At 65.1% G+C, this 23,475-nt stretch carries 20 protein-coding genes; 12 read left to right on the top strand and 8 right to left on the bottom strand.

The features are described 5' to 3' along the window. Nucleotides 1-127 precede the first annotated feature (127 nt). Together tssC and tssB are read right to left on the bottom strand one after the other, a co-directional pair. Nucleotides 128-1,660, bottom strand: coding sequence for a type VI secretion system contractile sheath large subunit (gene tssC, locus DB032_RS10685; RefSeq protein ID WP_107799468.1), 1,533 nt, complete (start codon nucleotides 1,658-1,660; stop codon nucleotides 128-130). Between the two features lie 15 nt (nucleotides 1,661-1,675). Further along, nucleotides 1,676-2,182 carry a type VI secretion system contractile sheath small subunit gene (tssB, locus tag DB032_RS10680; protein ID WP_107799467.1) on the bottom strand — a complete coding sequence of 169 codons (507 nt, stop codon included), beginning with the start codon at nucleotides 2,180-2,182 and terminating at the stop codon, nucleotides 1,676-1,678. A gap of 502 nt (nucleotides 2,183-2,684) precedes the next feature. Here tssB and tssK point away from each other — a divergent pair. The 12 genes from tssK to DB032_RS10620 all read left to right on the top strand — a co-directional run bounded on the left by tssK (nucleotide 2,685) and on the right by DB032_RS10620 (nucleotide 16,117). Further along, a complete protein-coding gene (gene tssK / locus DB032_RS10675; protein WP_107799466.1) occupies nucleotides 2,685-4,028 on the top strand; it encodes a type VI secretion system baseplate subunit TssK in 1,344 nt (447 codons plus the stop codon). Next, the gene (locus DB032_RS10670; protein WP_107799465.1) at nucleotides 4,025-4,687 is read left to right on the top strand and encodes a DotU/TssL family secretion system protein; all 663 of its coding nucleotides are present in this window, start codon (nucleotides 4,025-4,027) and stop codon (nucleotides 4,685-4,687) included. Before tssK ends, DB032_RS10670 begins: the two co-directional genes overlap by 4 nt. A gap of 12 nt (nucleotides 4,688-4,699) precedes the next feature. Further along, complete coding sequence (locus DB032_RS10665; RefSeq protein ID WP_107799464.1) at nucleotides 4,700-6,343, top strand: OmpA family protein; 1,644 nt, start codon at nucleotides 4,700-4,702, stop codon at nucleotides 6,341-6,343. A gap of 125 nt (nucleotides 6,344-6,468) precedes the next feature. Continuing rightward, nucleotides 6,469-6,954 carry an Hcp family type VI secretion system effector gene (locus DB032_RS10660; RefSeq protein WP_107799463.1) on the top strand — a complete coding sequence of 162 codons (486 nt, stop codon included), beginning with the start codon at nucleotides 6,469-6,471 and terminating at the stop codon, nucleotides 6,952-6,954. 148 nt (nucleotides 6,955-7,102) lie between these two features. After that, complete coding sequence (tssH, locus tag DB032_RS10655) at nucleotides 7,103-9,724, top strand: type VI secretion system ATPase TssH (RefSeq protein WP_107801812.1); 2,622 nt, start codon at nucleotides 7,103-7,105, stop codon at nucleotides 9,722-9,724. Between the two features lie 192 nt (nucleotides 9,725-9,916). Next, nucleotides 9,917-10,774, top strand: a complete 858-nt coding sequence (gene motA / locus DB032_RS10650; protein ID WP_107799462.1) for a flagellar motor stator protein MotA — start codon at nucleotides 9,917-9,919, stop codon at nucleotides 10,772-10,774. A 15-nt stretch (nucleotides 10,775-10,789) separates the two neighbouring features. Further along, nucleotides 10,790-11,719 carry a flagellar motor protein MotB gene (motB, locus tag DB032_RS10645; protein WP_107799461.1) on the top strand — a complete coding sequence of 310 codons (930 nt, stop codon included), beginning with the start codon at nucleotides 10,790-10,792 and terminating at the stop codon, nucleotides 11,717-11,719. A 19-nt stretch (nucleotides 11,720-11,738) separates the two neighbouring features. Continuing rightward, nucleotides 11,739-12,482: a class I SAM-dependent methyltransferase gene (locus tag DB032_RS10640; RefSeq protein ID WP_227103703.1), complete on the top strand. Its 744-nt coding sequence runs from the start codon at nucleotides 11,739-11,741 to the stop codon at nucleotides 12,480-12,482. Further along, the gene (locus DB032_RS10635) at nucleotides 12,469-13,794 is read left to right on the top strand and encodes an HDOD domain-containing protein (RefSeq protein WP_107799460.1); all 1,326 of its coding nucleotides are present in this window, start codon (nucleotides 12,469-12,471) and stop codon (nucleotides 13,792-13,794) included. The genes DB032_RS10640 and DB032_RS10635 overlap by 14 nt, the downstream gene beginning before the upstream one ends. Nucleotides 13,795-13,799: 5 nt before the next feature. Beyond that, a complete protein-coding gene (locus DB032_RS10630) occupies nucleotides 13,800-14,603 on the top strand; it encodes an RNA methyltransferase (RefSeq protein WP_107799459.1) in 804 nt (267 codons plus the stop codon). A gap of 30 nt (nucleotides 14,604-14,633) precedes the next feature. Next, a complete protein-coding gene (locus tag DB032_RS10625; protein WP_107799458.1) occupies nucleotides 14,634-15,194 on the top strand; it encodes a hypothetical protein in 561 nt (186 codons plus the stop codon). 110 nt (nucleotides 15,195-15,304) lie between these two features. Continuing rightward, nucleotides 15,305-16,117 (top strand): rhomboid family intramembrane serine protease, encoded by an 813-nt coding sequence (locus tag DB032_RS10620; RefSeq protein WP_158274284.1) that lies wholly within the window; start codon nucleotides 15,305-15,307, stop codon nucleotides 16,115-16,117. Nucleotides 16,118-16,137: 20 nt separating this feature from the next. Here the strand turns inward: DB032_RS10620 and DB032_RS10615 are convergent, their stop codons facing one another. From DB032_RS10615 to DB032_RS10590, 6 genes are all read right to left on the bottom strand, one after another. Further along, nucleotides 16,138-17,256, bottom strand: a complete 1,119-nt coding sequence (locus DB032_RS10615) for a 2-methylaconitate cis-trans isomerase PrpF family protein (protein ID WP_107799456.1) — start codon at nucleotides 17,254-17,256, stop codon at nucleotides 16,138-16,140. A 1-nt stretch (nucleotide 17,257) separates the two neighbouring features. After that, nucleotides 17,258-18,481 (bottom strand): multifunctional CCA addition/repair protein, encoded by a 1,224-nt coding sequence (locus tag DB032_RS10610; RefSeq protein WP_107799455.1) that lies wholly within the window; start codon nucleotides 18,479-18,481, stop codon nucleotides 17,258-17,260. Nucleotides 18,482-18,496: 15 nt separating this feature from the next. After that, nucleotides 18,497-19,444, bottom strand: a complete 948-nt coding sequence (locus DB032_RS10605) for a complex I NDUFA9 subunit family protein (RefSeq protein ID WP_107799454.1) — start codon at nucleotides 19,442-19,444, stop codon at nucleotides 18,497-18,499. A gap of 203 nt (nucleotides 19,445-19,647) precedes the next feature. Then, on the bottom strand, nucleotides 19,648-21,543 hold the full coding sequence (locus DB032_RS10600; protein WP_233246680.1) for a lytic transglycosylase domain-containing protein: 1,896 nt from the start codon (nucleotides 21,541-21,543) through the stop codon (nucleotides 19,648-19,650). 80 nt (nucleotides 21,544-21,623) lie between these two features. Further along, the gene (locus tag DB032_RS10595) at nucleotides 21,624-23,078 is read right to left on the bottom strand and encodes a TrkH family potassium uptake protein (RefSeq protein WP_199225874.1); all 1,455 of its coding nucleotides are present in this window, start codon (nucleotides 23,076-23,078) and stop codon (nucleotides 21,624-21,626) included. 3 nt (nucleotides 23,079-23,081) lie between these two features. Further along, the gene (locus DB032_RS10590; protein ID WP_199226016.1) at nucleotides 23,082-23,474 is read right to left on the bottom strand and encodes a VOC family protein; all 393 of its coding nucleotides are present in this window, start codon (nucleotides 23,472-23,474) and stop codon (nucleotides 23,082-23,084) included. Between the last annotated feature and the right edge of the window lies 1 nt (nucleotide 23,475).

Here is a 23,475-nt window from a genome sequence, read left to right as displayed (position 1 = left end):
AGGATTCGACCGACAGCAGCTCGGCCGGCAGTTCGGCGATCTTCAGGTGATAAAACTGTTGCGGCGGCATGGCGGAGTCTCCAGGTGGACTTGCCCCTCGGGCCGTGGAGGCGGCCCGAGGGAGCGCTTAGTTCTTGGCCTTGGGCATTTGCGAGACCAGGGACAGGTTGATGTCCAGGCCTTCCACCTGGAAGTGAGGCACGATGAACAGCTTGACCTTGAAGAAGCCCGGATTGTCTTCGATGTCTTCGACGACGACCTGGGCGTCGCGCAGCGGGTGCGAGGCTTGCAGTTCGTCGCTGGGGTCGGTCATCTCCGTGACCAGGAGCTTGATCCAGGTGTTGAGCTCCAGTTCCAGCAGACGGCGGTCCTTGGTGGCGCCGATGTTTTCGCGCTGGATCAGCTTCAGGTAGTGCGCCAGCCGCGACAGCAGGAAGATGTAGGGCAGCCGCGCGTTGATGCGGCTGTTGGCGCTGGCTTGCTTGGTGTCGTACAGCGCCGGTTTTTGCGTGGAGTTGGCGGAGAAGAAGCAGGCGTAATCGCGGTTTTTGTAGAAGGACAGCGGGATGAAGCCCAGGTTGGCGAATTCGAATTCGCGGGTTTCCGGTATCAGCACTTCGGTGGGGATCTTCACCTGATTGCCTATGCCCAGGTCGTACAGATGAATGGGCAAGTCTTCCACCAGGCCGCCGGCCTGCGGACCGCGCACTTGCACGCACCAGCCGTTGCCGATGAAGCTGCGCACCATATTGGCGGCAAAGGCGAAGCCGGCATTGGTCCATAGGTAGCGCTGATGGTCCGGGCCTTTGACGTTTTCGGCGTAGTTGAAGCTGCGCACCGGCACGGTGTCGGGGCCGTAAGGCAGGCGGGCCAGGAAGCGCGGCAAGGCGAGACCGATGTAGCGGGCGTCGTCGCTATCGCGGAAGCTGCGCCATTTGATGTATTCCGAGCGGTCGAAGTAGTTGGCCACGTCCTGGATGGCGGCGACTTCGTCCATGCTCTCCTTGCCGAAGAAGGCCGGTCCCACGGCGCCGATGAAGGGCATGTGGGCGGCGGCGGACACTTTGGCGATGTCGCGCAGCAGGGCGATGTCCTGCGGCCCGCGGTCGAATTCGTAGTTGGAGATGATGGCGCCTATCGGTTCGCCGCCGGGGGTGTCGTATTCCTGGATGTAGGTGTGTTGGTAAAGGCCGCTCTGAATCACTTCCGGCGCGTCGTCAAAGTCGTTGCGCAGGTCTTCCTTGCTGACGTCCAGCACTTCGATCTTGACGTTTTTGCGGAAGTCGGTGCGGTCCACCAGGAAACGCAGTCCGCGCCAGGCGGATTCGATTTGCTGGAAGGACGGGTTGTGCATCACCGCGTCCAGCTGACGGCTGATTTGCGCGTCGATGCGGGCGATGTGGAAGTCCAGCAGGCTTTTGTCCAGGCGGTCCACTTTTTGCGAGGATTCCTGAATCATTTTCAGGAATACGTTCACCGCCACGGCGATGCGTTCGTCCAGCGGCGCGTCCGACATCGCTTCCGCGGTTTGGTAAGCCTCGATGGGCTGGGCGCTGGCCACCGGGGACAGGTTGATCTTGGCGCATAGCGATTCATACACGCTGGCCGGGGACTCCAGCACGATGGTGTCCTCGGGCTGCTGTTGTTTTTGGGTCGACATGAGCGGGCTCCTGATTTAGTGGGCGGCTTGGCTGAGCGGGATGATGCGTTCCAGTTCGCTGCGCAGGTTGGCGGAGAGGGAGTCGTCGCGCAGGATTTTTTCCAGCTCGCGGCGGAAGGAGGCGTTGTCCAGCAGATTGGCTTTGAGGTCGCGCAGCAGATTGCGCATCGCCAGCAGCGCGCGCAGTTCCGGAATCCGCGCCGCCACCTGTTCCGGGTGAAAGTCCTTCATGGCCTTGAAGTCCAGTTCCACCGCCATTTCGGAACCGTCGCCGGCCAGCGTGTTTTCCACCACCAGCTTGGCCTTGGGGTTGAGTTCGGCCAGCACCGCGTCGAAGTTGTTTTTGTCGATGGACACCTTTTCCCGTTCCGCCAGAGGCCGCTGTTCCTGGCCATGGCTGTAGTCCCCCGCCACCAGCAGTTTCAGCGGGAGTTCGACTTTCTTCTGCGCTCCGCCGGTATGCAGGTCCAGCTTGATGTTGACCCGCGCGGCGGGCACTTCGTTTTGAAAGCTTTCAGCCATGGTGTTTCCTCCTGCGATCAAGGTTTGAAGCATGTCCATTTTCCATGCGGGCAAATGGGCGGTTGGCCATCTTTCGCGTCGTCGCCGTGTTTTTTGCGATGCGCGATCTGGCGGGTATTCTGTGTTTTCCCCTTTTTTATTTAGGTCAACAAGCTTGCGTTATTTGATTTTGTATTTATGTATGTTTCGTTTTGTTTTTCAATGTTAACCAGATTATGGGGTTTGAGGCAATATGGTCGTTGGGTTGACAGGGTGGCTTGTTTGGTGGCTAGAATACGCCATGTTTATGGCTTCGTGCCTTGTTGATTTCAATGTCATAAATAGTTTATTTGTTTTTTTGGATTGATTTTATGGTTTAATTTTTGAAAATGTTTTTTGTTTTTATTGATTATTTATTTTTGATTTTTTATTGTGATTGGCTTGCTGTGAATTTTCAAAAACTCCGTGCGCTGTTTTCAATGTTACGGCGTGCTGTTTCAGAGCCTAATCAGAGGTTGTCCGCATGAAAGTTTTTCGTCCGATGTGGGTGGAGGGCGCTTTATTGTCCCCTCAGCATTTTCAGCAGCAGTCCTTGTGGTTTTCCCATTTGGCGGCCTTGTTCGGACGTTTGGCTCAGCCCTATTTTTGGGGCTGTTGGGAGGTGGAGTGGGATGAGGCCGCGCTGAGCCTGGGCAAGCTGAAGCTGGAAAGATTGCGTTTGGTCCTGCCGGACGGCGCCGTGGTCGACTGCGCCGAGGCGGACCGCTTGCCGCCGGCGCGGGATTTTGCCGCGCCGGCCGAGGCGCTGAGCGTGCAGGTTTTTCTGGGCTTGCCTTTGTGGGAGGCCGGGGGAGGCAATTGCGAGCGCGAAGGCGAGACGCCGGCGCGGCCCAGGCGGCAACGTTGCGAATACCTGGAAGTGGAGGACTTGTACGACGGCCCGCCGGCGGAGCTGGCGGTGGAGCGCGGCAATTTGCGCTTGCTGTTGGAGTTTGAGGAGCGGGCTGACTATGTCTGTTGCCCCTTGCTGCGTTTGAGCCGCAACGGTCAGGGAAGATGGACGCGGGATGCGACGTTCTGGCCGCCGGCGCTGCGTTTGGACACCGCGCCGGGTTTGCTGGACATGCTTGGGCGGATAGAGGAGATGCTGCTGGCGCGCAGCCGCCAGTTGTCGGAGCGCCGCCGCGAGCGCGGACACGGCTTGGTGGATTTTTCAGTGTCGGACGCGGGCCTGTTCTGGTTTTTGCACTGCGTGAACAGCGCCTGGCCGGTGCTGGCGCATTTGCGGCAGACGCCGGCCAGCCACCCGGAAACGCTGCACCGAGCGTTGGCGCAGTTGTGCGGCATGCTGTCCACGTTTTCGCTACAGCAAGATCTGGCGGATATTCCCGCTTACCGGCATGAAGACGCCAGGCCGGGTTTCCTGCGGCTGGAAGACTGGATCAGGGGCTGCCTGGATACGGTGATCCCCTCCCAGGTGGTGTCGGTGCCTCTGCAGAAAGGGGAGTCGTCGATGTGGCATGGCCAGTTGGCTGATCCCAGGCTGGGCGAGCAGGGCGGTTTTTATCTGTCGGTGAGGGCGGATATGCCGCCGGCGCAGTTGCTGGAGCGTTTTCCGGCGGTGTGCAAGATCGGCGCGCCGGAGGATGTGGAGACCGTGGTCAGCACCGCTTCCGGCGGCGTGCCTTTGAGCGTGCCGCCGCGTTTGCCCGCCGCCTTGCCGGTGCGGATGGAAAACCTGTACTTCGTTCTGGACGCCGGCCATCCGGCCTTCCAGCGCATGTTGGCCGCGCAGGCGTGCTCTTGCTATGTGCCCGCGTCTTTGCCGGGCGTGGTGGTTGAACTCTTCGTGGTGTTGAAATCATGAGCAAGCAATTTCCGCCGGAGGCTTTGGCCCGCAGTTTCCGGGACACCGCGCTGACGGTGTCGATGTTGGCCGACAAGGACGCGCCGGAGCATGTGGAGGATTGGCGCGAGCACGCGGCCGGACTGGTGAGCGCGACGCGCGAGGCGCTGCGTCAGGCCGGCGCAGGCGAGGCTTTGATCGAGCGGGCCAGTTACGCGCAATGCGCCTTGCTGGACGAGGCGGCGCTGCGCCGACTTGAGGGCGCGAAGCGGGCGGCTTGGGCGCGGGAGCCTTTGCAAGTGCGCTTTTTCAACAGTTATCAGGCCGGCGAGGTGCTGCTGGGACAGATGCGGGCGCATTTGGCGCAGCCGGCCGCGGAGCCGGCGCTGGGCTGGTGCTATGCGATGGTGCTGGCCTTGGGGTTTCGCGGCGGGGAGGATGACGCGGCCAGTCAGGTTCTGTTGGGGCAGTTGAGCGCGGGCCTGCCTGCGCCCTTGCCGCTGCCTTCCGGCGAATTCGACGGTGGGGTTGCCATGTTGCGCGGCGGCGCGTCCCGGCGTTTCCGGCGCTTGGCTTTGCCGCTGGCCGCGGCTGGGGCGGGCTTGCTTGCGGTGTGGCTTGCGCATGCCGCGCTGAGCGGCTGGTTGAATGCCGCCGATGCCGCCTTGGCGTTGACGTAAAGGGGGCGGGCGATGCGTATTCACGCGCATTTTTTCTGTTTATGGGCGCTGTCGCTGGCGGCGGCCTTGTGGTGGTTGGTGCAAATGGCGCCGTGGAGCGGGGCGGCGCGCCTGGGCGCGGGGCTGGCGGCTACGGCGTTCTGCTTGGGCTGGGCGGGCTTGAGGCTGCGGCGCTGGCGCCGCGACGGCGCGACGTGGGAGCTGTTGCTGCCGGGTTTGCTGGATTTGCCGCAGGGCTGGCGCAGCGGGCGCGCTGCGGTGGTGGAACTGGAAAGCCGGCGCGGCGCCTATGTGGCGGTGGAGGACGGCGTGCTGAGGGTGATGGTGCCGACTCCGGCTTTGCTGGAGCGCGCGGTAGCGGAACTGGTGGCCTGGCGGCGGGGTTCGCCGCCGGACGCCTTGGCCTTGCGTTTGGACGCGGCGGCCGAATGCAGCGAGCCGGCCTGGTTGGGGCGCTTGCAGGCGTGGCGACAGGCGATTGCCGACGTGGAACGTCGTTTGGCTTGCCGCTTGCCGGTTTATTTATTGGTGGGATTCCCCGCGCCGGCGCGCAGCGCGGGCATGGACGGCGCTCTGGGCGTGGTGTTGCAAGGCGCTCCGTGCGCCAGCCTGCGGCAGTGGCGAGAGCGGTTGGAGGATTGGCGCGGCCGGATGGAACTGCAGCCGCCGGCCTTGGGCGACGAGGGCGCGCGAGCGCTTTTCGATTTGCGTTTGCGCGCCGGCGCGGTGGGAGGCTGGCTGGGCGCTCAGGTCTTGCCCGCCATATTGCAGGGGGCGACGCCGGCCCCGGCGCCCGGCTTGCAGGGCATCGCCTTGCTGCCGGCTCAAGGGCGGGACGCGGCGCTGTCGCCGTGGGGCCGTTGCCGGCAGGCCTTGAGCGGTTTGGCCGTGCGTTCGCTAAGCCTGGACACGGGCGAGCCGGAAGGTGTGCCTGGAAGCTGGCTGTTCGGTTTGGCACCGGGCGCGCGCCTGCCTGCCGTCTGGCGGCTGGTTTTGAGTCTTTGGCTCTTGGCTTGCCTGACGGCCGTGGCGGCGTTCGCCGCTTCGGCCTGGTCCAACCGAGCGTTGCTGGAGCGCTTGTCGGCCAATGTCGCGCATTATCGCGCGCTGCCGATAGAGCGGGACGAGGCGCGTCGCCAGGCGCTGCTGACGCTGGAAGGCGACGCGCGCGAGTTGCGGAGCCATGTCGATCTCGGCGTGCCTTTGCGCTTGGGATTCGGCTTTTACCGGGCTCAGCCGTGGCGGGAGCGCATTGCCCGGCTGATAGCCGATTACCGCCCGCCGGCGGCGGCTCCGGCCTCGGTGTCACTGGACAGCCTGTCCTTGTTCGATAGCGGCAAGGCGGTGTTGCGCGCCGGAGCGGAGGCGGCGTTGCAGCCCGCATTGGCGGCGCTGGCGCTTTATCCGGAGCGAAATGTGCTGGTGGCCGGCCATACCGACAGCGTGGGCCAGGCGGAAGCGAATCAGCGCTTGTCGTTGCAGCGCGCCGCGGCGGTGCGCGACTGGCTGGCGCAGGAGACCGGCTTGCCGCTGACCCGTTTTGCCATCCAGGGCTACGGCGCTACGCGGCCGCTGGCGGGCAATGAGGATGAGGAGGGCCGGGCGCGCAATCGGCGAGTAGAGATTACCTTGCTGCCGGCGCTGCCCGTCGGGTGACGGGCGGCAGGCGGCGAGGAGGCCGCAGGGTGCGGCGCGCTCGCTCCGCGGCGTCGAGCTAGGACGAGACGGCGAGCGAGCTTGTTTAAACTTAAGTTATTAAGTTAAACCAAGGAGGGTTTGATATGGCGATACCAGCGTATATGTGGTTGAAAGACGACGGTGGCGCGGACATCAAGGGTTCTGTGACGGTGCAAGGCCGGGAGAACAGCGTGGAGGTGGTGGAGTTCGACCACGCGGTGCGCATTCCCACCGATGGCAATACCGGCAAGTTGACCGGCACCCGCGTGCATGAGGCGCTGACCCTGGTCAAGGAGTTCGATGCTTCATCGCCTTATCTGTACAAGGCGGTGACCAGCGGCCAGACGCTGAAGGAGGTCGAGTTCAAGTGGTATCAGATCGACGACGCCGGCAGCGAGCAGGAGTACTTCAACATCAAGCTGGACAACGTCAAGGTCGTGTCGGTGGCGCCTAAGATGTACAACATCAAGGATCCGGACCGCGAGCGCTACAACCACTTGGAGGAGGTGGAAATGCGCTACGAGAAAATAACTTGGGCTTACAAGGACGGCAACATCATCCACTCCGACAGCTGGATTGAAAACCGTTAGCGCCGCCGCGCACGGCAAGCGCGGGGCTTAGGCGAGCGGCCGGCTTGGCGGTTCGTCGCAGCGCCTCGCGCTTGCCGGCGGGGGTCCAAGGGAATTAGCGATGCCGGCCTTTCTGGCCGGCATGCGCTTTGTTTGGGAAAAGACGGACATGACTCTCGATTCTGTTCATTTGCTGCGGAGACTGAACGAGCACTGCGCCCGGGCGCTGGAGGCGGCGGCCGGGTTGTGCCAGGCGCGCACGCATGCCGAAATCACGGTTGAGCACTGGCTGGTGAAGTTATTGGAGCAGGGAGACGGCGATCTGGCCGCTTTGCTGCGGCATTACGAGATCGACGTGGATGAGATCTGGCAAGACTTGCTGGCCGCGCTGGAGCGCCTGCCGCGGGACCGGCGCGGCAAGCCGGGCTTGTCGCGAGGGCTGCAGGAGTTGCTGCAGGCCGCCTGGTTGATCGCTTCGCTGGATTTCGGCGGCCAGCAGATGCGTTCCGCTCATCTATACCTCGCCTTGCTGGCGGCGCCGGAGCGTTTGTCTTGCCGGCAGGCCTGGCCATTATTCAGTTTGTCCGCCGCGCAGGTGCGCGCGCGCTGGGCCTGGCTGGAGCAGGTGTCGGCGGAATCCGAGGCGTTGGGATCTGTGGAGGCCGCGGCGTCTGCGCCGCCGGAGGCCGGCCGCGACGGGGCCGCGGCGGCGGATGAGCTGCCTGAGGTGTTGAGCCGTTTTGCCGGCGATCTGACCGCCAAGGCGCGCGAGGGTTTGATCGATCCCGTGTTGGGGCGCGACAAGGAAGTGCGCCAGATGGTGGATATCTTGCTGCGTCGGCGCAAGAACAATCCGATCCTGGTGGGCGAGCCGGGGGTGGGCAAGACGGCTTTGGCCGAGGGCCTGGCCTTGCGCATTGCGGCGGGTGAGGTGCCGGAGGCATTGCGCCGGGTGCGTCTGCTCGTGCTTGATCTGGGCTTGTTGCAGGCCGGCGCGGGGGGCAAGGGCGAGTTCGAACAGAGGTTGAAGCAGGTGATAGAGGCGGTGCGCACGGCGGCGGAACCGATTTTGCTGTTCATCGATGAAGCGCATGTGCTGGTGGGCGCCGGCAATTCCGCCGGCGGCAGCGATGCGGCCAATCTGCTGAAGCCGGCGCTGGCGCGCGGCGAGCTGCGGACGATAGCCGCCACTACCTGGTCCGAGTACAAGCAGTATTTTGAGCAGGACGCGGCGCTGGAGCGTCGTTTCCAGATGGTGAGGGTGGACGAGCCGGACGATGCCGCGGCCTGTTTGATGCTGCGGGGTTTGAAGCCGCGCTATGCCGAGCATCACGGGGTGGCGATCCGCGACGAGGCGATTACGGCGGCGGTGAGCTTGTCGCGGCGCTACCTGGCCGGCCGGCAGTTGCCGGACAAGGCCGTGGATTTGATCGACACGGCGGCGGCGCGGGCGCGGATGAGCCTGGAAGGGGCCGCGGCGGAGCTGCAGGGTGCGCAGGCGCGGGTCTTGGCGCTGGAAAGCGAGAGCGAGGCTTTGCGGGAGGATGCGCGGCTGGGCGCGGGCAACGCGCAGCTTGAGTCCCGCCTGAGGGCGATCGAGTCGGAACTGGCGGCGGCGCGGCTTGAGAACGAGGCTTTGCAAGGGCGTTACCAGCAGGAACGGCAGGGCGCAGAGGCGCTGCGCAGGCTATGCCAGGAGTGGGCCGGGCGGCCGGACGGCGCGGCGCGGCTGGCCCAGGCGCGGGCCGATCTGGCTGCTTTGCAAGGGGAACGCCGCCTGGCGGCCGCCGACGTGGACGCCGCCTTGGTGGCGGAGGTGATTGCCGATTGGACCGGGGTGCCGGTGGGCAAGCTGCTGGCGGATGACGCGGCCAATCTATTGGGTTTGGCGCCGGCCTTGCGGGAACGGGTGCGCGGTCAGGAGGCCGCGGTGGCCGAGATCGCCCAGTCCCTGCTGGCGGCCAAGTCCGGATTGGCGCCGGGGCGAGGCCCCTTGGGCGTGTTCTTGCTGACCGGGCCGTCCGGCGTCGGCAAGACCGAAACCGGCCTGGCCTTGGCCGATCTTTTGTTTGGCGGCGAGCAGGCCTTGCTGACCATCAATCTATCCGAGTATCAGGAGGCGCATACCGTCTCGCAATTGAAAGGCTCGCCGCCGGGTTATGTCGGCTATGGCCAGGGCGGGGTGCTGACCGAGGCGGTGAGGCGGCGGCCGTACAGCGTGATCTTGCTGGACGAGGTGGAAAAAGCGCACCGCGATGTGCTGAACCTGTTCTACCAGGCGTTTGACCGGGGTTTCATGCGGGATGGGGAGGGCCGCGAGATCGATTTTCGCAATACCCTGTTTCTGATGACGTCGAATCTTGGCAGCGAGCTGTTGCTGGAACAGGAGGGGGAGTGGGAGCGCGGGGCCTGGCTGGACGCGTTGCGCCCCGTGTTGCTGGCCCATTTCCAGGCGCCGCTGCTGGCGAGGATGCAGGTGGTGCCGTTTGGGCTGCTGTCCGAGTCCGCCTTGGCGGAGATCGCTCAATTGAAGCTGGCGACGCTGGCCGCGCATCTGAAAGAGTCGCAAGGCATTGAGCTTGAGGCCGGAGAGGACTGCGCGCGGGCGATGGCCGGCGCTTGCGGTAGGCGAGACAACGGCGCGAGAGGCCTGGATCATCTGATCCGGCAGCAGTTGTTGCCGGAAATGGCGGCGCAGTGTTTGCAGTGGCGTTTGGAGCGGGGGGGCATGCCGGCGCGGATTGCGCTGGCGGCGGGGCAGGACGATCAGCTGGAAATGACGTTGTTGTAATCGTCCCGGAGCCTCGCCGATACTTGGCTTCGTCATTTTTCAGCGCTAGTGAATATCACCTTCCATGTTTTTTGCAGCTGGGAAAGCGGATTGATACAATTCAATCCGCTTTTTCTATTATGAATAGAATAAAAGTCGTGCTGTAATGGAAATCGCAGCGATCCGAAAAATCACAAAGACAGGACTTGACGCATGTTCGTCGGAATCGGGTACCTCATAATTCTTGGCTCCGTGCTGGGGGGATTCGTCGCTGCGGGGGGGCATCTCGCCGCGTTGATGCAGCCGCTGGAGGTGGTGATGATCGCGGGCGCCGCGCTCGGCGCTTTCGTGGTGGCCAACGGCGGCGCGCCGCTGAAGGCCACGATGAAGGCTTTCCCCACCGTGTTCAAGGGCACGCCTTACAGCAAGGCCTTCTACATGGAGTTGTTCTCGCTGCTGTTCGAGATTCTGACCAAGGTGCGCAAGGAAGGCCTGATGTCCATCGAGGCCGATGTCGAGAATCCGGAAGCCAGTCCTGTCTTTTCCAAATACACCACCGTTCTGCACGACCACCACGTGGTGGAATTCATCTGTGATTACCTGCGCCTGATGGTGGGCGGCAACCTCAACGCTTTCGAGATCGAGAACCTGATGGACGTGGAGATCGAAACCCACCATCACGAGGGCGAAGTGCCGGTCAACGCGGTCAAGGGCCTGGCCGACGGCTTGCCGGCCTTTGGTATCGTGGCGGCGGTGATGGGGGTGGTGCACACTATGGAGTCCGTGGGCGCGCCGCCGTCCGAGCTGGGCATGCTGATCGCCCACGCGCTGGTGGGCACCTTCCTCGGTATTTTGCTGGCCTACGGCTTTGTCGGCCCGCTGGCCACCATTCTGGAGCACAAGCTGGGCGACGGCACCCGAGTCTACCAAACCATCAAGGTCACCATTCTGGCCAGCCTCAACGGCTACGCGCCGCAAGTGGCGGTGGAGTTTGGCCGCAAAGTGCTGGCTTCGCATGATCGTCCGTCCTTCAAGGAACTGGAAGACCATGTGAAACAGGCGAAGAAATAAGCGGGGGGCGCGATCATGGCTGACGAATCGCAACGGCCCATTATCGTCAAACGCATCAAGAAGGGCGGCCACGGCCACCATGGCGGGGCCTGGAAGATCGCCTACGCCGACTTCGTGACTGCGATGATGGCCTTCTTCCTGCTGATGTGGCTGCTGGGTTCCGCGTCGCAGGGCACCTTGAACGGCATCGCTGAATACTTCAAGACGCCGCTGAAGGTGGCGCTGTCCGGCGGCGCCGGCGCCGGCGACGCCACCTCGGTGATCAAGGGCGGCGGCAATGATTTGACAAAGCAGACCGGCCAGGTCAACAAGTCCGGCTCGCCGCAAGACGAGATCATGCGCAAGCAGCAGGAAAAAGCGTCGATGGAGCAGCTGCAGAACAAGATCCAGAGCACGGTGGATCACAGCGAGCTGCTCAAGGAGTACAAGAATCAGCTCAAGCTGGAAATCACCCCGGACGGGCTGAAGATCCAGATCGTGGATGAGCAGAACCGTTCGATGTTCGACTCCGGCAGTTCGCGCATGCTGCCGCATACCCGCGTCTTGCTGCAGCAGCTGGCGAAAGAGCTGAACATGATGCCGAACAAGATCAGTATCTCCGGCCATACCGACGCCAAGCCATTCGGCAGCGGCCAGGGCGGCTACAGCAACTGGGAGCTGTCGGCGGACCGCGCCAACGCGGCGCGGCGCGAGCTGGTTGCGGGCGGCCTGCAGGACAACAAGGTCTTGCGCGTGGTGGGCCTGTCCTCGGCCAACCCGCTGGTGAAGACCAATGTGTTCAGCCCGGAAAACCGGCGCATCGCCATCGTGGTGCTGAACAAGGAAGCCGAGAGCAATATCCTCAACGACGGCTACAAGCCGCAGATGAACCAGGATGTGATTGGCGGGCCCGCGGAGGGCGGGGCGGAGCCGGCAGAGGCGCCGGCGGAAGCGCCGGCCAAATAATGCCGATGCGAGCCTTGCCTTGTTGAGCCGCTTGCGCCATCTGGGCCTGCAAGTGCTGGCGGCCTTGGCGGCGATGTATTTCGTCGCCCCCGCCGCCCAGCCCTTGGCTTGGGCGATCCTGCAGGGCCTGTGCGCGGCGGCCTTGGCCATTTTCATGCGCCTGCCGGGCTGGCAGCGTTTGCTGCACGGGCTGTTCGTGCCGGCGCTGGCCTTGATGCATCAGGCGGCCTTGCCGCCTTGGGTGTATTTGCTGGGACTGGCGCTGACTTTCGCGTTGGGCCGCAACGCTGTGCTGGAACGCGTGCCCTTGTATCGCTCTTCCGCTCAGGCGGCGGAGCGCCTGGCCGAGCGCCTGCCGGGGCGGGCCGCCTTGCTGGAGGCTGGCTGCGGAGACGGCCGGCTGGCGGTCTGGCTGTGCCGGCTGCGGCCGGATGTCAGGGTTAGGGCGCTGGAAAGCGCCTGGGGCAGCTGGTTGTTGGCCCGCGCGCGCTGGTGGCTGGCGCGGCGGCCGCGGCGGCTGGAGTTCGCCTGCCGCAGTTTTTGGAGGGAATCTTGGGGAGAGTACGATGCGGTGTACGTGTTTCTGTCCCCGGAGCCGATGGCTAAGGTCTGGCGCAAGTTTGTGGCGGAAGGCCGGCCCGGCAGCCTGCTGGTCAGCAACACCTTCGCCGTGCCCGATGTCGAACCCGATGAACGCATCCCGCTGGGAGGCGCTTTGCAAACCGAATTACTGATCTGGCGCCACCCACATGGAGCTTGCTAACTGGATCAAGTCCATCGCCGAACGGCGTTGGCCGATTCTGCCCAATACGCTGGGCGAGCTGAAGGACATCTGCGCTCGCCACAGCGATCTGATCAATTTCACCGACCTTGCCAATCTCTGTCTGTCCGACCCCTTTCTGCTGTTGGACCTGGTCCGGGTGGTGGGCGGTTCGCGCGCCTTGCAGCGCAATGAAAGCATTCCCTCGGTGGAGCAGACGCTGCTGCTGATGGGGCTGGAGGCGGTGACCAACCGCTTTGGCCGCGTCGCCGCGCTGGAGGCGGTGCCGGACAAGCTGGACACCGAGGTGCTGGAGGCGGTGGAGGACTGGCTGGGCCGCTCCCGGGTGGCCGCCTTGCTGATCAAGGAGTGGCTGTCTCTGCAGGGCGATCACAAGGTGGAAGACTGTTTCGTGGCCGCCTTGCTGTACAATCTGCCCGCCTGCCTGTTCATGATGCAGCGCAATCAATTGCCGGACCGCCCGCTGCTGCAGGAAATGTCCAACGCCTTCGATTGCGATTACGCCCAGGTGCTGGAGCAATTCATCAAGCTGATGCCCTTGCCCACCGGCCTGAACGCCCTGCTGGGGCCGGGCAGTCCGACCAAGCGCCGCCAATTGCTGCGCCTGGCGATGGCCACCGCCAACTCTCTGGAGCAAGGCATTTGGCGCAGCACCTGGCAGGTGGGCGTGGAGGCCGCGGCCAAGCTGATAGGCTGCGCGCCGCATCTGGCGCATCAGGCGGTGGTGCACGCGGCCTTGTCGGTGGCGCGCCACCCCCGGGCGGTGGGCTATATGTACCCGGTGCGCAGTCTGTTGATGCTGGAAGGGGAGTACAAGCGGCCCAGCTTGCAGAAAACCGCGGCCTTGAGCGACGCGGAGCAGATGGAAAAGGCGATACGCGAATCCATCCGCCACCTGGCCAACGATCTCAAGTTCGAGCGGGTGTTGTACTACCGTTACGATCAGGACGCGCATGCGCTGAAGCTGCGTTATCAGCTGGGCCTGGGCGACAGCCATCCGCTGCGCAAGCTGGCCCTGGGGCTGGAGCCGGGCTCTTTCTTCGCGGTGTTGACCAGCAAGCCGCAAAGCTTTCACGCGCCGGCCTTGGTGCGCCAGCAGTTGGAGCGGCGCTACGAGGACCTGTTTTTCGAGCATGTCGGGGACAATGAATTCGCCCTGATCACCCTGTTTGTCGGACATGCGCTGTCCGGCGTGTTCTATGTCGACAACGGCCATAGCGGCCAGGCGATCGACGAGGACAGTTACCACCGTTTCAAGGATTTAGTGGCGCGCCTGACCCTGCTGCCGCAATAGGACACATGTCGTACATCAGCAAAACCATCACTTCCGCCCATAACGACGAAATCAAGCAATTGGCGCGCCTGGCGCAAAGCCCGCGCGAACGCCGCAAGCAACAGTTGATGTTGCTGGAGGGCATTCATCTGACCGAGTCCTGCCTGGACGCCGGCATCGTTCCCGAGCGGGTGTATCTCAACGAGGCGGCGCAAGCGCATCCTGAGGTGCAGGCCTTGTTGCGGCGCCTGAGCGCGCCGACGGTCGTGGTCACGGTGCCGGAAGCGGTGTTGGCCAAGGCCACCGCGCTGGCCAGCGCCGGGGAATTGCTGGCCTTGTGCCCGCGGCCGCAAGCGCGGCCCTGCCCGGAAGCCGCATCGCGGGTGATGCTGGAGGATATCCAGGATCCGGGCAATCTGGGCACCATTCTGCGGTGCGCGGCGGCGGCTGGCGTCAGCGAACTGATGTTGTCCAAGGGCTGCGTCGACGTCTATTCGCCCAAGGTGCTGCGCGCCGGCATGGGCGCGCACTTCGTGCTCAATATCCACGAGCAGGCCGATCTTTGCGCCGAACTGGCGCGCTACGAAGGCCGCAAGCTGGTCACCCATCTGGAAGGCTCGACTTCTTTGTACGCGCAGGACCTGCGCGGACCGGTGGCTTTCGTGTTCGGCAACGAGGGCGCCGGCGTCAGCGCGGAGGCGCTGGCCCTGGCCGATGCGCGGGTGCGGATTCCGATGCCGGGCCACGCCGAATCGCTGAATGTGGCGATGGCGGCGACAGTGTGTTTGTTCGAGCGGGTGAGGCAGCTGGAGACGGATGCCTCATCCTGAGCATTGAGAACGCTGGACAAGGGGGGATATATGACTAGGTTCGCGCTGGCGGAGCGCATTCTGCCCAATTATCAGTTTGTCGAGACGCATTCCCGCATTCTGGCCGCCGATGCGGCCTCGACGCTGGACGCGGTGCAACGCGTCGCGCCGGCGGACGACCCTTGGGCGCGGCGCTTCATGGCGCTGCGCGAACTGCCCGGCCGCCTGAGCGGCGCCTTGCCCGGCAATTGTCCGCCGTTCGGCATGCACAGCTTCACGCCGCTGGCGCGCGACGGCGATAGCGAATTGACGCTGGGCCTGGCGGGCGCCTTCTGGCGCGCGGACTTCGGCCTGCGCGAGATCGGCGGCCTTGAGGATTTCATGGCTTTGAATGAGCCGGGCGTGGCCCGGCTGTTGCTGAGCTTTCACTGCGAAACCGTCGCCGAAGGCGTGCGCCTGTCGACTCAGACCCGCGTGCATTGCCCCGATGCGGGCACCCGTTGGCGTTTTGCGCCGTACTGGTATCTGATTCGTCCGGTCAGCGGCCTGATCCGCCGGCGCATGCTGCGGCAGGTGGAGCGGGAGTTGTTGCGCGACCCGGCAAGGGCTTGAAGCCTTGCGCATGAAAATTGAGTAGCGTTTGATTTTTATTTTGCCTGGTTTGCTTTATCATGCGCCGGAGATATTTAAACGGCAAATTGAAACAAAGGAAACCAGCACAGATGAATGAGACCGCGCTTGATTCTTCCTCATCCCGCTTCGGCGGGCTTTCTTCTTTTCTGCGGCAGCAGTGGGCCACCATCGGCCTGGTGCTCGCCAATCTGATCGTTTACGTCTGGATGGGCGCCTCGGGCGTTTCCTGGACCGAGCCCGATCCCGAGCAACTGGTGAGCTGGGGCGCCAATCTGGCGCCGTTCACTCTGGGCGGCGAAAGCTGGCGGCTGCTGAGCAGCATGTTCGTGCACGGCGGCGCCATGCACCTGCTGCTCAATATGTATATGTTGCTGCTGATCGGCCCCTTGGCGCAGAAGCGCTTCGGCGGCATCGGCTTTCTGGCGATTTACCTCGCCACCGGCCTGACGGCGGGCCTGGTCAGCGCCTGGTGGTACGGCACGCATCCGGTGACCAATCTGCTGATGCAGAGCAGCATCCGCCTGGTGGCCAGCGTCGGCGCGTCCGGCGCCTTGATGGGCCTGGCCGGGGCGCTGTGCGTGGCCGGCCTCAGCGACGCCGACATGGGCGGCTCGCAGGGCAAGGCCTTGGCGCAAGTGGTGCTGCTGAACCTGGGCATGGGTTTCATGGTGTCCGGCGTGGACCAGGCCTGCCATATCGGCGGCCTCCTGGCCGGCTTGCCCTTGGGTGTGCTGGGCTGGCTGCGCCTGCGTCCGCTGCCGCGGCTGTTGATGTTCGCGGCCTTGGCCGGCGCGGCGGCGCTGGGCGCGCATCAGGCGAGCCAGGCGCTGGGGTCCGAAGATCTGAGCGAGTTGGCGGCGCAGCTGCGTCAAGCGCCTGCCGCGGAGCCCGCGCAGCCTTGACGCGGCGGTCCGCTGGCCGGCTAGTCCAGCGGGATGTAGACTTCGCCGCGCATCAGCGGCCTGGCGGTGCGGGTCATCACCACTTCGCTGATGGTCCAGCCGTATTCGTCCGAGTGGCCCAGCACCGCTTCCACCGTTTGTCTGCCGCTGGCGTGGCTGAAGGTCAGCGGCATGCCGCGCACCGGCGCGCCGGCCACTTGCTGCGGCAGCGTGCCTTCGGTGGCGCAGGCGCAGGCCAGCGCGATGGCGCCGGTACCGGTGTAGGCGTGGTGGAGCGAGCGGCCGGAGGTCAGGATGCGGGCGTTGATCTGGCAATCCTCGTCCCGGCTTTCCGATAGCAGGCTGATCCGCGGCGAGCCGGGCCGTTCCCGCCGGGCGGCGAAAATGTCGGGCGCCAGGCCCATGACCACGGCGGCGATTTCCCGCGCCCATTCCAGCCGGTGGCGCGCTGTCTCAGGCAAGGCCGCCATTTCTTCGTCGCCCTTGAGGCCGAAGTCCCGGGCGCGGACGAACACCGTGGGGTTGCCGGCGTCCACCAGGGTGGCTTCCACCCGGCTGCCGTCCGGCAGCGTCAATTCGTCCACCAGCTTGCCGGTGGGGTAGAGTTCGCCGGAGCTGCCGCCGGCCGGGTCCAGGAAACGCAGCCGGATCGGCGCGCCGGGAAAGGCGACGCCGTCGATGCGGTAGTCGCCTTGCCAGACCGGCTGGCCGTGCATGATTTCCAGTTCGGCGACGATGCGCTTGCCGACATTGGCTTGCCAGATGCCAATGGAGGCCACGCCGTCGCGCGGCTCCACCAGTTTTTCCATCACCGCGAACAGCGGCACCGCGGCGCTGAGGTTGCCGCAGTTGCCGGACCAGTCTATCAGCGCGTGTTCTATCGACACATGGCCGAACAGGCAATCGACGTCGCAATCGTCGCGCCGCGACGGGCTGAGTATCATCACCTTGCTGGTGCTGGCCCGGCCGGTGCCCAGGCCGTCGATCTGCTTGCCATGCGGGTCCGGGCTGCCGATGGCGCGCAAGAGCATGCGTTCCCAGGAGGAGGTGTCCTCGGGCAGCGCGTCGGCGCGGATGAACAGACCCTTGCTGGTGCCGCCGCGCATCAGCGTGGACGGCAGACGGTAGATCGCGGCCATGTCAGTGCGTCTCCAGTTGCTCCTTGCGGACGGCGATGGCGCGGGTCCGGGCGCGATCTATCGCTTCCGGCAGCGTGCGCTTGTCTTCCCACTGGCGGGCGATGCCGCCGGCGTCCACCGCCAGCGCCGCGTCCAGCAGCGCGGACAGGTAGTCCGCCTGCGGATAGGGCCGGTCGTGGAAGCCCAGGCGTCCGCGCGCGTCCGCGCGGCAGGCGTCCAGCATCAGCAAGAAGCGTTCCGGCCGCCGCAAGGCGTCGGTTTGCTTGAACAATCTCAATATTGTGCTTGGCTTCAATTCGAAAGCACAGTGTACTTTGGTATGGCTCAACAGCGTGACGCGCGCCAGGTCGCGGCAGTCGGCCGGCACCCGCAAACGCTGACACAGCGTCAGCAGCGGGGCTTCGCCGGCGGCCTCGTGGCCGATGTGGCGCGGCAGCACGTCCGCCGGCGTCAGCGCCTTGCCCAGGTCATGGGTCAGCGCGGCGAAGCGCGCCGCCAGCGGCAGGCCTTGCTCGGCGGCGCAGTCCAGCGCCCGCATCACGTGGTCGCCGGTGTCGATTTCCGGGTGGTGGTCGGCCCGCTGCGGCACGCCGAACAGCGTGTCCAGCTCCGGCAGCACGCGGGCGAGGGCGCCGCAGGCGCGCAGGACCAGGAACATGCGCGACGGCCGCTCCTCCATCAGGCCCTTGGCCAGCTCCTGCCACACCCGCTCCGCCACCAGGGCGTCGGCTTCGCCGTCCGCCACCATTTGCCGCATCAGCGCCATGGTGTCCTCGGCCACGGCGAAGCCGAAACGGGCGGCGAAGCGCGCCAGCCGTAAAATGCGCACCGGGTCTTCGGCGAAGGCGGGGCTGACGTGGCGCAGAACGCCGGCCTCGAGGTCGCGCCGGCCGTGGTAGGGGTCGATCAGGCTGCCGTCCGCCGCCTCGGCGATGGCGTTGATGGTCAGGTCGCGTCGGGCCAGGTCCTGTTCCAGCGTCACGTCCGGCGCGGCGTAGACGGCGAAGCCGTGGTAGCCCTTGCCGGTTTTGCGCTCGGTGCGCGCCAGCGCGTATTCCTCGTGGGTGTCCGGGTGCAGGAATACCGGAAAGTCCTTGCCCACCGGCTTATAGCCCAGCGCCAGCATCTCTTGCGGGCTGGCGCCCACCACCACCCAGTCGCGGTCTTTCACCGGCAGTTTCAGCAGGCGGTCGCGCACGGCGCCGCCGACGATATAGCATTGCATTGATCCGTTTCCCGTTCAGCGCGCGATCTGGCGGCGGTAGGCGGACATCTGCAGATTGAATTCCTCCGCGCCCAGCAAGGCCGGCGCCAGCGCTTCCAGCGCCGTGGGGCTGAAGCCCAGCAGAGCGGCGGGGAAGGGCTGGTCGCTGACATTGTCCACGCTCAGCGAGCGCACATTGTCGCGGCTGATCAGCGCCGGTCCGGGCAGGCATTCCATCAATGCGGCCTGCAGCATGGCCAGGCCCTGCGGCAGCGCGATTACCGGACGCGGTTTGCCGATATGGCGGCCCACCAGGCTTACCAGTTCGGCCAGCGTGTAAACGCCGGGGCCGGCCAGGTCCAGGCTTTGGCCGATGGCGGCGCGGCGCGACAGGCAGGCCGCCACCGCGTGGGCGACGTCGCCGGCCCAGATCGGCGCGAAGCGCGTCTTTGCGCCGGCCAAGGGCAGAAAGGGCGCTTTGCGCAGCAGGCCGGCGAACATATTGAGGAAGCTGTCGCCGTGGCCGAACACCACGGACGGCCGCAAGAGGGTCCATTCCAGGCCGCTTTCGCGCACGCGCGCCTCGGCGCGGCCCTTGCTTTGCTGGTACAGGCTGGGGCCGCGCTCGTCGGCGCCCAGCGCGCTGATGTGGATCAGCCGGCGCACGCCCTGGCTGCGGCAGGCCGCGATCACCTTCTCGGTCAATTGCACATGGGCTTTGTCGAACTGCGCGGCGCTGCCGTGCAGGATGCCCACCATATTGATCACCGCGTCGTGGCCGGAAATCAGTTGTTCCAGCGCTTCCGGACGGTGGATGTCCGCTTCCACCAGCTGCGCGCCGGGCAGCACCAGCAGCGAGGCCTTGGCGCGTTCGCGCCGGCGGGTGGCGATGGTCAGCTGGCAGTCTTGTTCGGTCAGCCGTTCCGCGATGTAGCTGCCGATGAAGCCGCTGCCGCCGATGACGCAGATGCGTTGATAAGTCATGGGTTCCCTTTCTTCGAGCCTGCTCAAAGCCTGCTGCGCGTCGCCGATACGGCGTTAAAAACGATTTCGAAATGCTCATGCACCGCATGTACATTCCGCTTTCTCTATCGTTTTCGCCTTGTCTCGCTCTCGCTCGCTAGCCCTTGAACAGGTTCTTTATGGTACTTGTGGGAGGGCGCGCCGCCCTTGGGCGGCGCAGGCTTTCAGCGGGACGGCACCACGCCCATCCGGTTTTTCAGCGAGATGTTGGCGTGGCCGAAGGTGCTGGAGTAATAAGCGGCGTTGGCCATCACTTTCTGCACGTAGTCGCGGGTCTCGGTGAAGGGGATGGTTTCGGCGTAGATGGTGCCGTCCAGCGTGCGGTCCGCCTGCCAGGCGCGCGCGCGCCCCGGGCCGGCGTTGTAGGCGGCGGTGGCCATCACTTCGTTGCTGGACAGGCTGTCCAGCACGTAGCGCAGATACCAGGTGCCCAGTTGCACATTGGTTTCGATGTCGTTGACCGCGTATTGGCCCAGGCCGATTTTCTTGGCCACCCATTTGGCGGTGGCCGGCATCAGCTGCATCAGGCCGGAAGCGCCGACGCCGGAGCGCGCCATGGTGATGAAGCGGCTTTCCTGGCGGATCAGGCCGTAGACCCAGGCGTCGTCGATGTCCAGCTGCTTGGCGTAGCGCTGGGTGACGTCGCGGTAGGGCGTCAGGTAGCGCAAGGAGTAATCGTGTTCTTCCTTGGTGCGTTCGGCGCTGTAGATGGCCATATCGTAGAAGCTGGCGCGGCGGCCCACTTCGGCGGCGGCCAGCAGTTCGATGTCGCTGCGGTTGCGCATCGCCCAGCGCCATTCGCGCTGCGCGTCGGCGCGGAACTCGGGCTTGACGTGGCGTTCGGCCAGCTCCAGCAGCGCCAGCGCGCGTTTGATCGCCGGCTCCTCGCTCATCTGCTTGATGTCGTCCTTGGCCGGGCCGCTTTTGCTGGCCGGGGTGGACAGGCTGTTGCCCAGTTCTTCCAGCGACAGCAGCGCGTAGTAGTTGTGGCCGATGCTGGCCTGGCTGAACAGCGGCGTCGCCTCGTTCTGCCGACCCAGCTGTTGCAGCGAGCGGCCGCGCCAGTAGCGCCAGGCCGGTTTGGCGCTGACGGTGACAGGCATGGCGCGGATGATTTTCTCCAGCTGGGTCCATTGCTCCAGGCGCAGCGCCGAGCGCGCCCACCATTCCCATTGCTCGGAGGTCAGCTGGTCGGCGTCGGCCTTGTCGAACCACTGCAGCGCTTGCGCCGCCTGCTGTTTGCGCGCGGACAGCAAGGCCAGTTGGCCCCAGGCGAAGCCGGCGCGTTCCTTGCTCAAGGACTTTTCGTGATCGAGCAGTTTGCCCAGGCCGTTGCTGATATTGGCCTTGCCCTTGATCACGATGTCGTAGACCGCCGCTTCCTGGCCGCCGGGGGTGGACAGATCGGCGTTGGCCGGCTTGCTGAGCGCGGCGTTGTCCAGCGGCAGGCCGGTGTTGGCGGCCAGTTGGCGCGCCTGGCTCAGGTAGTTGCCGGCCAGGAGCAGGCGGGCGCGCTGCCACAGCCAGTCGCGCTTCACGACGCCGCGGCGTGCGGCCTCGGCGATCAGGCGGTTGCAGCCTTCCGGCAGCGGACGGCTTTCCAGGAAGCGGTCCAGATCCGTCGGCGCCTTGCCCTGATTCAGCTCGTTGAGTTGACCGTAGCAGCTGGATTCTTCGTCCCGGCCTTCCGGCGGCAGTTTTTTCCACTCCGCGGCGAAGCGGCTCCAGCTTTCGCGCGCGGCCAGTTTTTTCAGCCATTCGTTGCGCACGCGCTCCGGCATCAGGCCTTCGTCCACGCGGGCCAGGAAGTTCTGGGCCGGGCCGTCGTCGTCGCCGTCCAGCGCCTTGAGCGCCAGCCAGTAAGCCGGGTAGTCCTTCAAGGGGTAGTTGGACGGCATGCCGCCCGCCAGGCTGGCCAACTGGCCCAGCTTGTTGCCGCGAAAGGCGTCGCGGGCGGCGATCAGTTCGTCGTCGGCGCCTGCGAAGGCGGGCAGGGCGGCCGTCAGCGCCAGGCTGAGGGCGAGCATGCGGCTGGGGGCGGTGAATGTCATAGGGTTCATGATCCGGTTTCGTCTTTATTATCCGGCGCGGGGCGCCGCTTTGGTTCAGACCCGCGCGCGGCGGGTAAATTCTTCGCGTCCTATTTGCGCCAGAAGGCCGGCGTGAACAGGATCAGCAGGGTAAACACTTCCAGCCGGCCCAGGAGCATGGCCAGGCTGCAAGTCCATATCTGGAAGTCGGACAGCGACGCGTAGTTCGACGCCGGCCCGACCACGCCGAGCCCGGGCCCGGCATTGTTGATCGAGGCGATCACCGCGGTGAAGGCGCTGAGAAAATCCAGGCCGCTGGCGATCAGCGCGAAGCTTAGTATCACTATGCACATGCAGTAGACAAATATGAAGCCCATTACCGACAGCATCACGTCTTGCGGCACCACTTTGCCGCCGATTTTCACCGGGCGCACCGCCGCCGGATGCAGCAGCCGCGTCATTTCATTGACGCTTTGCTTGCTCAGCATCAGGGTGCGCACCATCTTGATGCCGCCGCCGGTGGAGCCGGAGCAGGCGGTGACGCTGGACAGGAAGAGCATCCACAATGGCACGAAGATAGGCCAGCGCGCGTAGTCCACGCTGGCGAAGCCGCTGTCGGTGGCGATGGAGATCAGATTGAAGCTGACGTGGCGCAGCGCGGTGGGGAAGTCGTAGACGCGGTGGGCCCACAGATAGGCGCTCATCGCCAGAATGCTGCCCAGCAGCAGCCACAACATGGCTTTGGCCTCCGGGTCGCGCAGATAGGCGCGCAGCGAGCGCTGACGCAGCGCCAGGAAGTGGGTGGCGAAGTTCATCGCGCCGACTATCATGCCGAAGCTCAGGATCAGTTCCACCGGCAGGGAATCGAAGGCGCCCACGCTGCTGTCCCGGGTGGAGAAGCCGCCCAGGGACAGCGCGGCGAAGGCGTGGCACACCGCGTCCAGCCAGCTCAGGCCGGCGGCTTTCAGGGCCAGGGCCACCGCCAGCGTCCAGCTGCTGTAGACCAGCCACAGGTTCTTGGCGGTTTCGGTGATGCGCGGCGCCAGCTTGCTGTCCTTCATCGGCCCCGGCGTTTCCGCCTTGTACAGCTGCATGCCGCCGATGCCGAGGATGGGCAGGATGGCCACCGCCAGCACGATGATGCCCATGCCGCCCATCCAATTGAGGAAGTGGCGCCAGAAGTTGAGCGAGGCCGGCAGGGCGTCCAGGCCGCTGATCACGGTGGAGCCGGTGGTGGTGAGGCCGGACATCGCCTCGAAGAAGGCGTGGCTGAAGGACATGTCCGGCCGCGCCAGCATGAAGGGGAAGGAGGCGGTGATGGCGAAGCCCACCCACAGCGTGGTGACCAGGATGAAGCCGTCGCGCGGCTTCAGTTCGCGCTGGTAGCGGCGGGTGGCGGACCACAATGTGAGGCCGATGGCCAGGCCGGCCACGGCGGCGGTGACGAAGGTGTCCAGCGCGCCGTCGCGGTACAGGATGGAGACCAGAGCCGGCGCGAGGAAGGTGCAGGAGAACAGCATGATCAGCTTGGACAGCACATAGAGGATGGCGAGTATCTTGCGCATGTCTCAGTCCCGCGGCTGGTAGAACTCGAGCGGCAAGCCGTCCGGGTCCGCGCAGAAGAAAAAGCGCGCGCCGGTGTATTCGTCCACGCGGACATCCTCCACCGCCACGCCCTCGGCCAGCAGGCTTTGGCGACAGGCGGCGAGATCGGCGCAGGCGAAGGCCAGGTGGCGCAGACCGCAGGCTTCCGGCCGCGTGGGGCGCGGCGGCGGCGAGGGAAAGCTGAACAGTTCCAGCTGGCCGCCGCCCGGCGCGGCCAGGTCCAGCTTCCAGGACTGGCGCTCGGCGCGCCAGTGTTCGGCCAGGATGGGCAGGCCGAGGACGCGGTGGTAGAAGTCGCGCGAGCGGGCGTAGTCGGAGGCGATGATCGCCACGTGGTGCAGGCCGGTCAGATGCATG

Origin of the sequence: Chromobacterium sp. Panama (genome assembly GCF_003052555.1) — a bacterium.
In the GTDB taxonomy this organism is placed as follows: domain Bacteria; phylum Pseudomonadota; class Gammaproteobacteria; order Burkholderiales; family Chromobacteriaceae; genus Chromobacterium.
The sequence above is the reverse complement of the archived record's forward strand: the minus strand, read 5'-3'. Positions and strand labels throughout refer to the sequence as shown.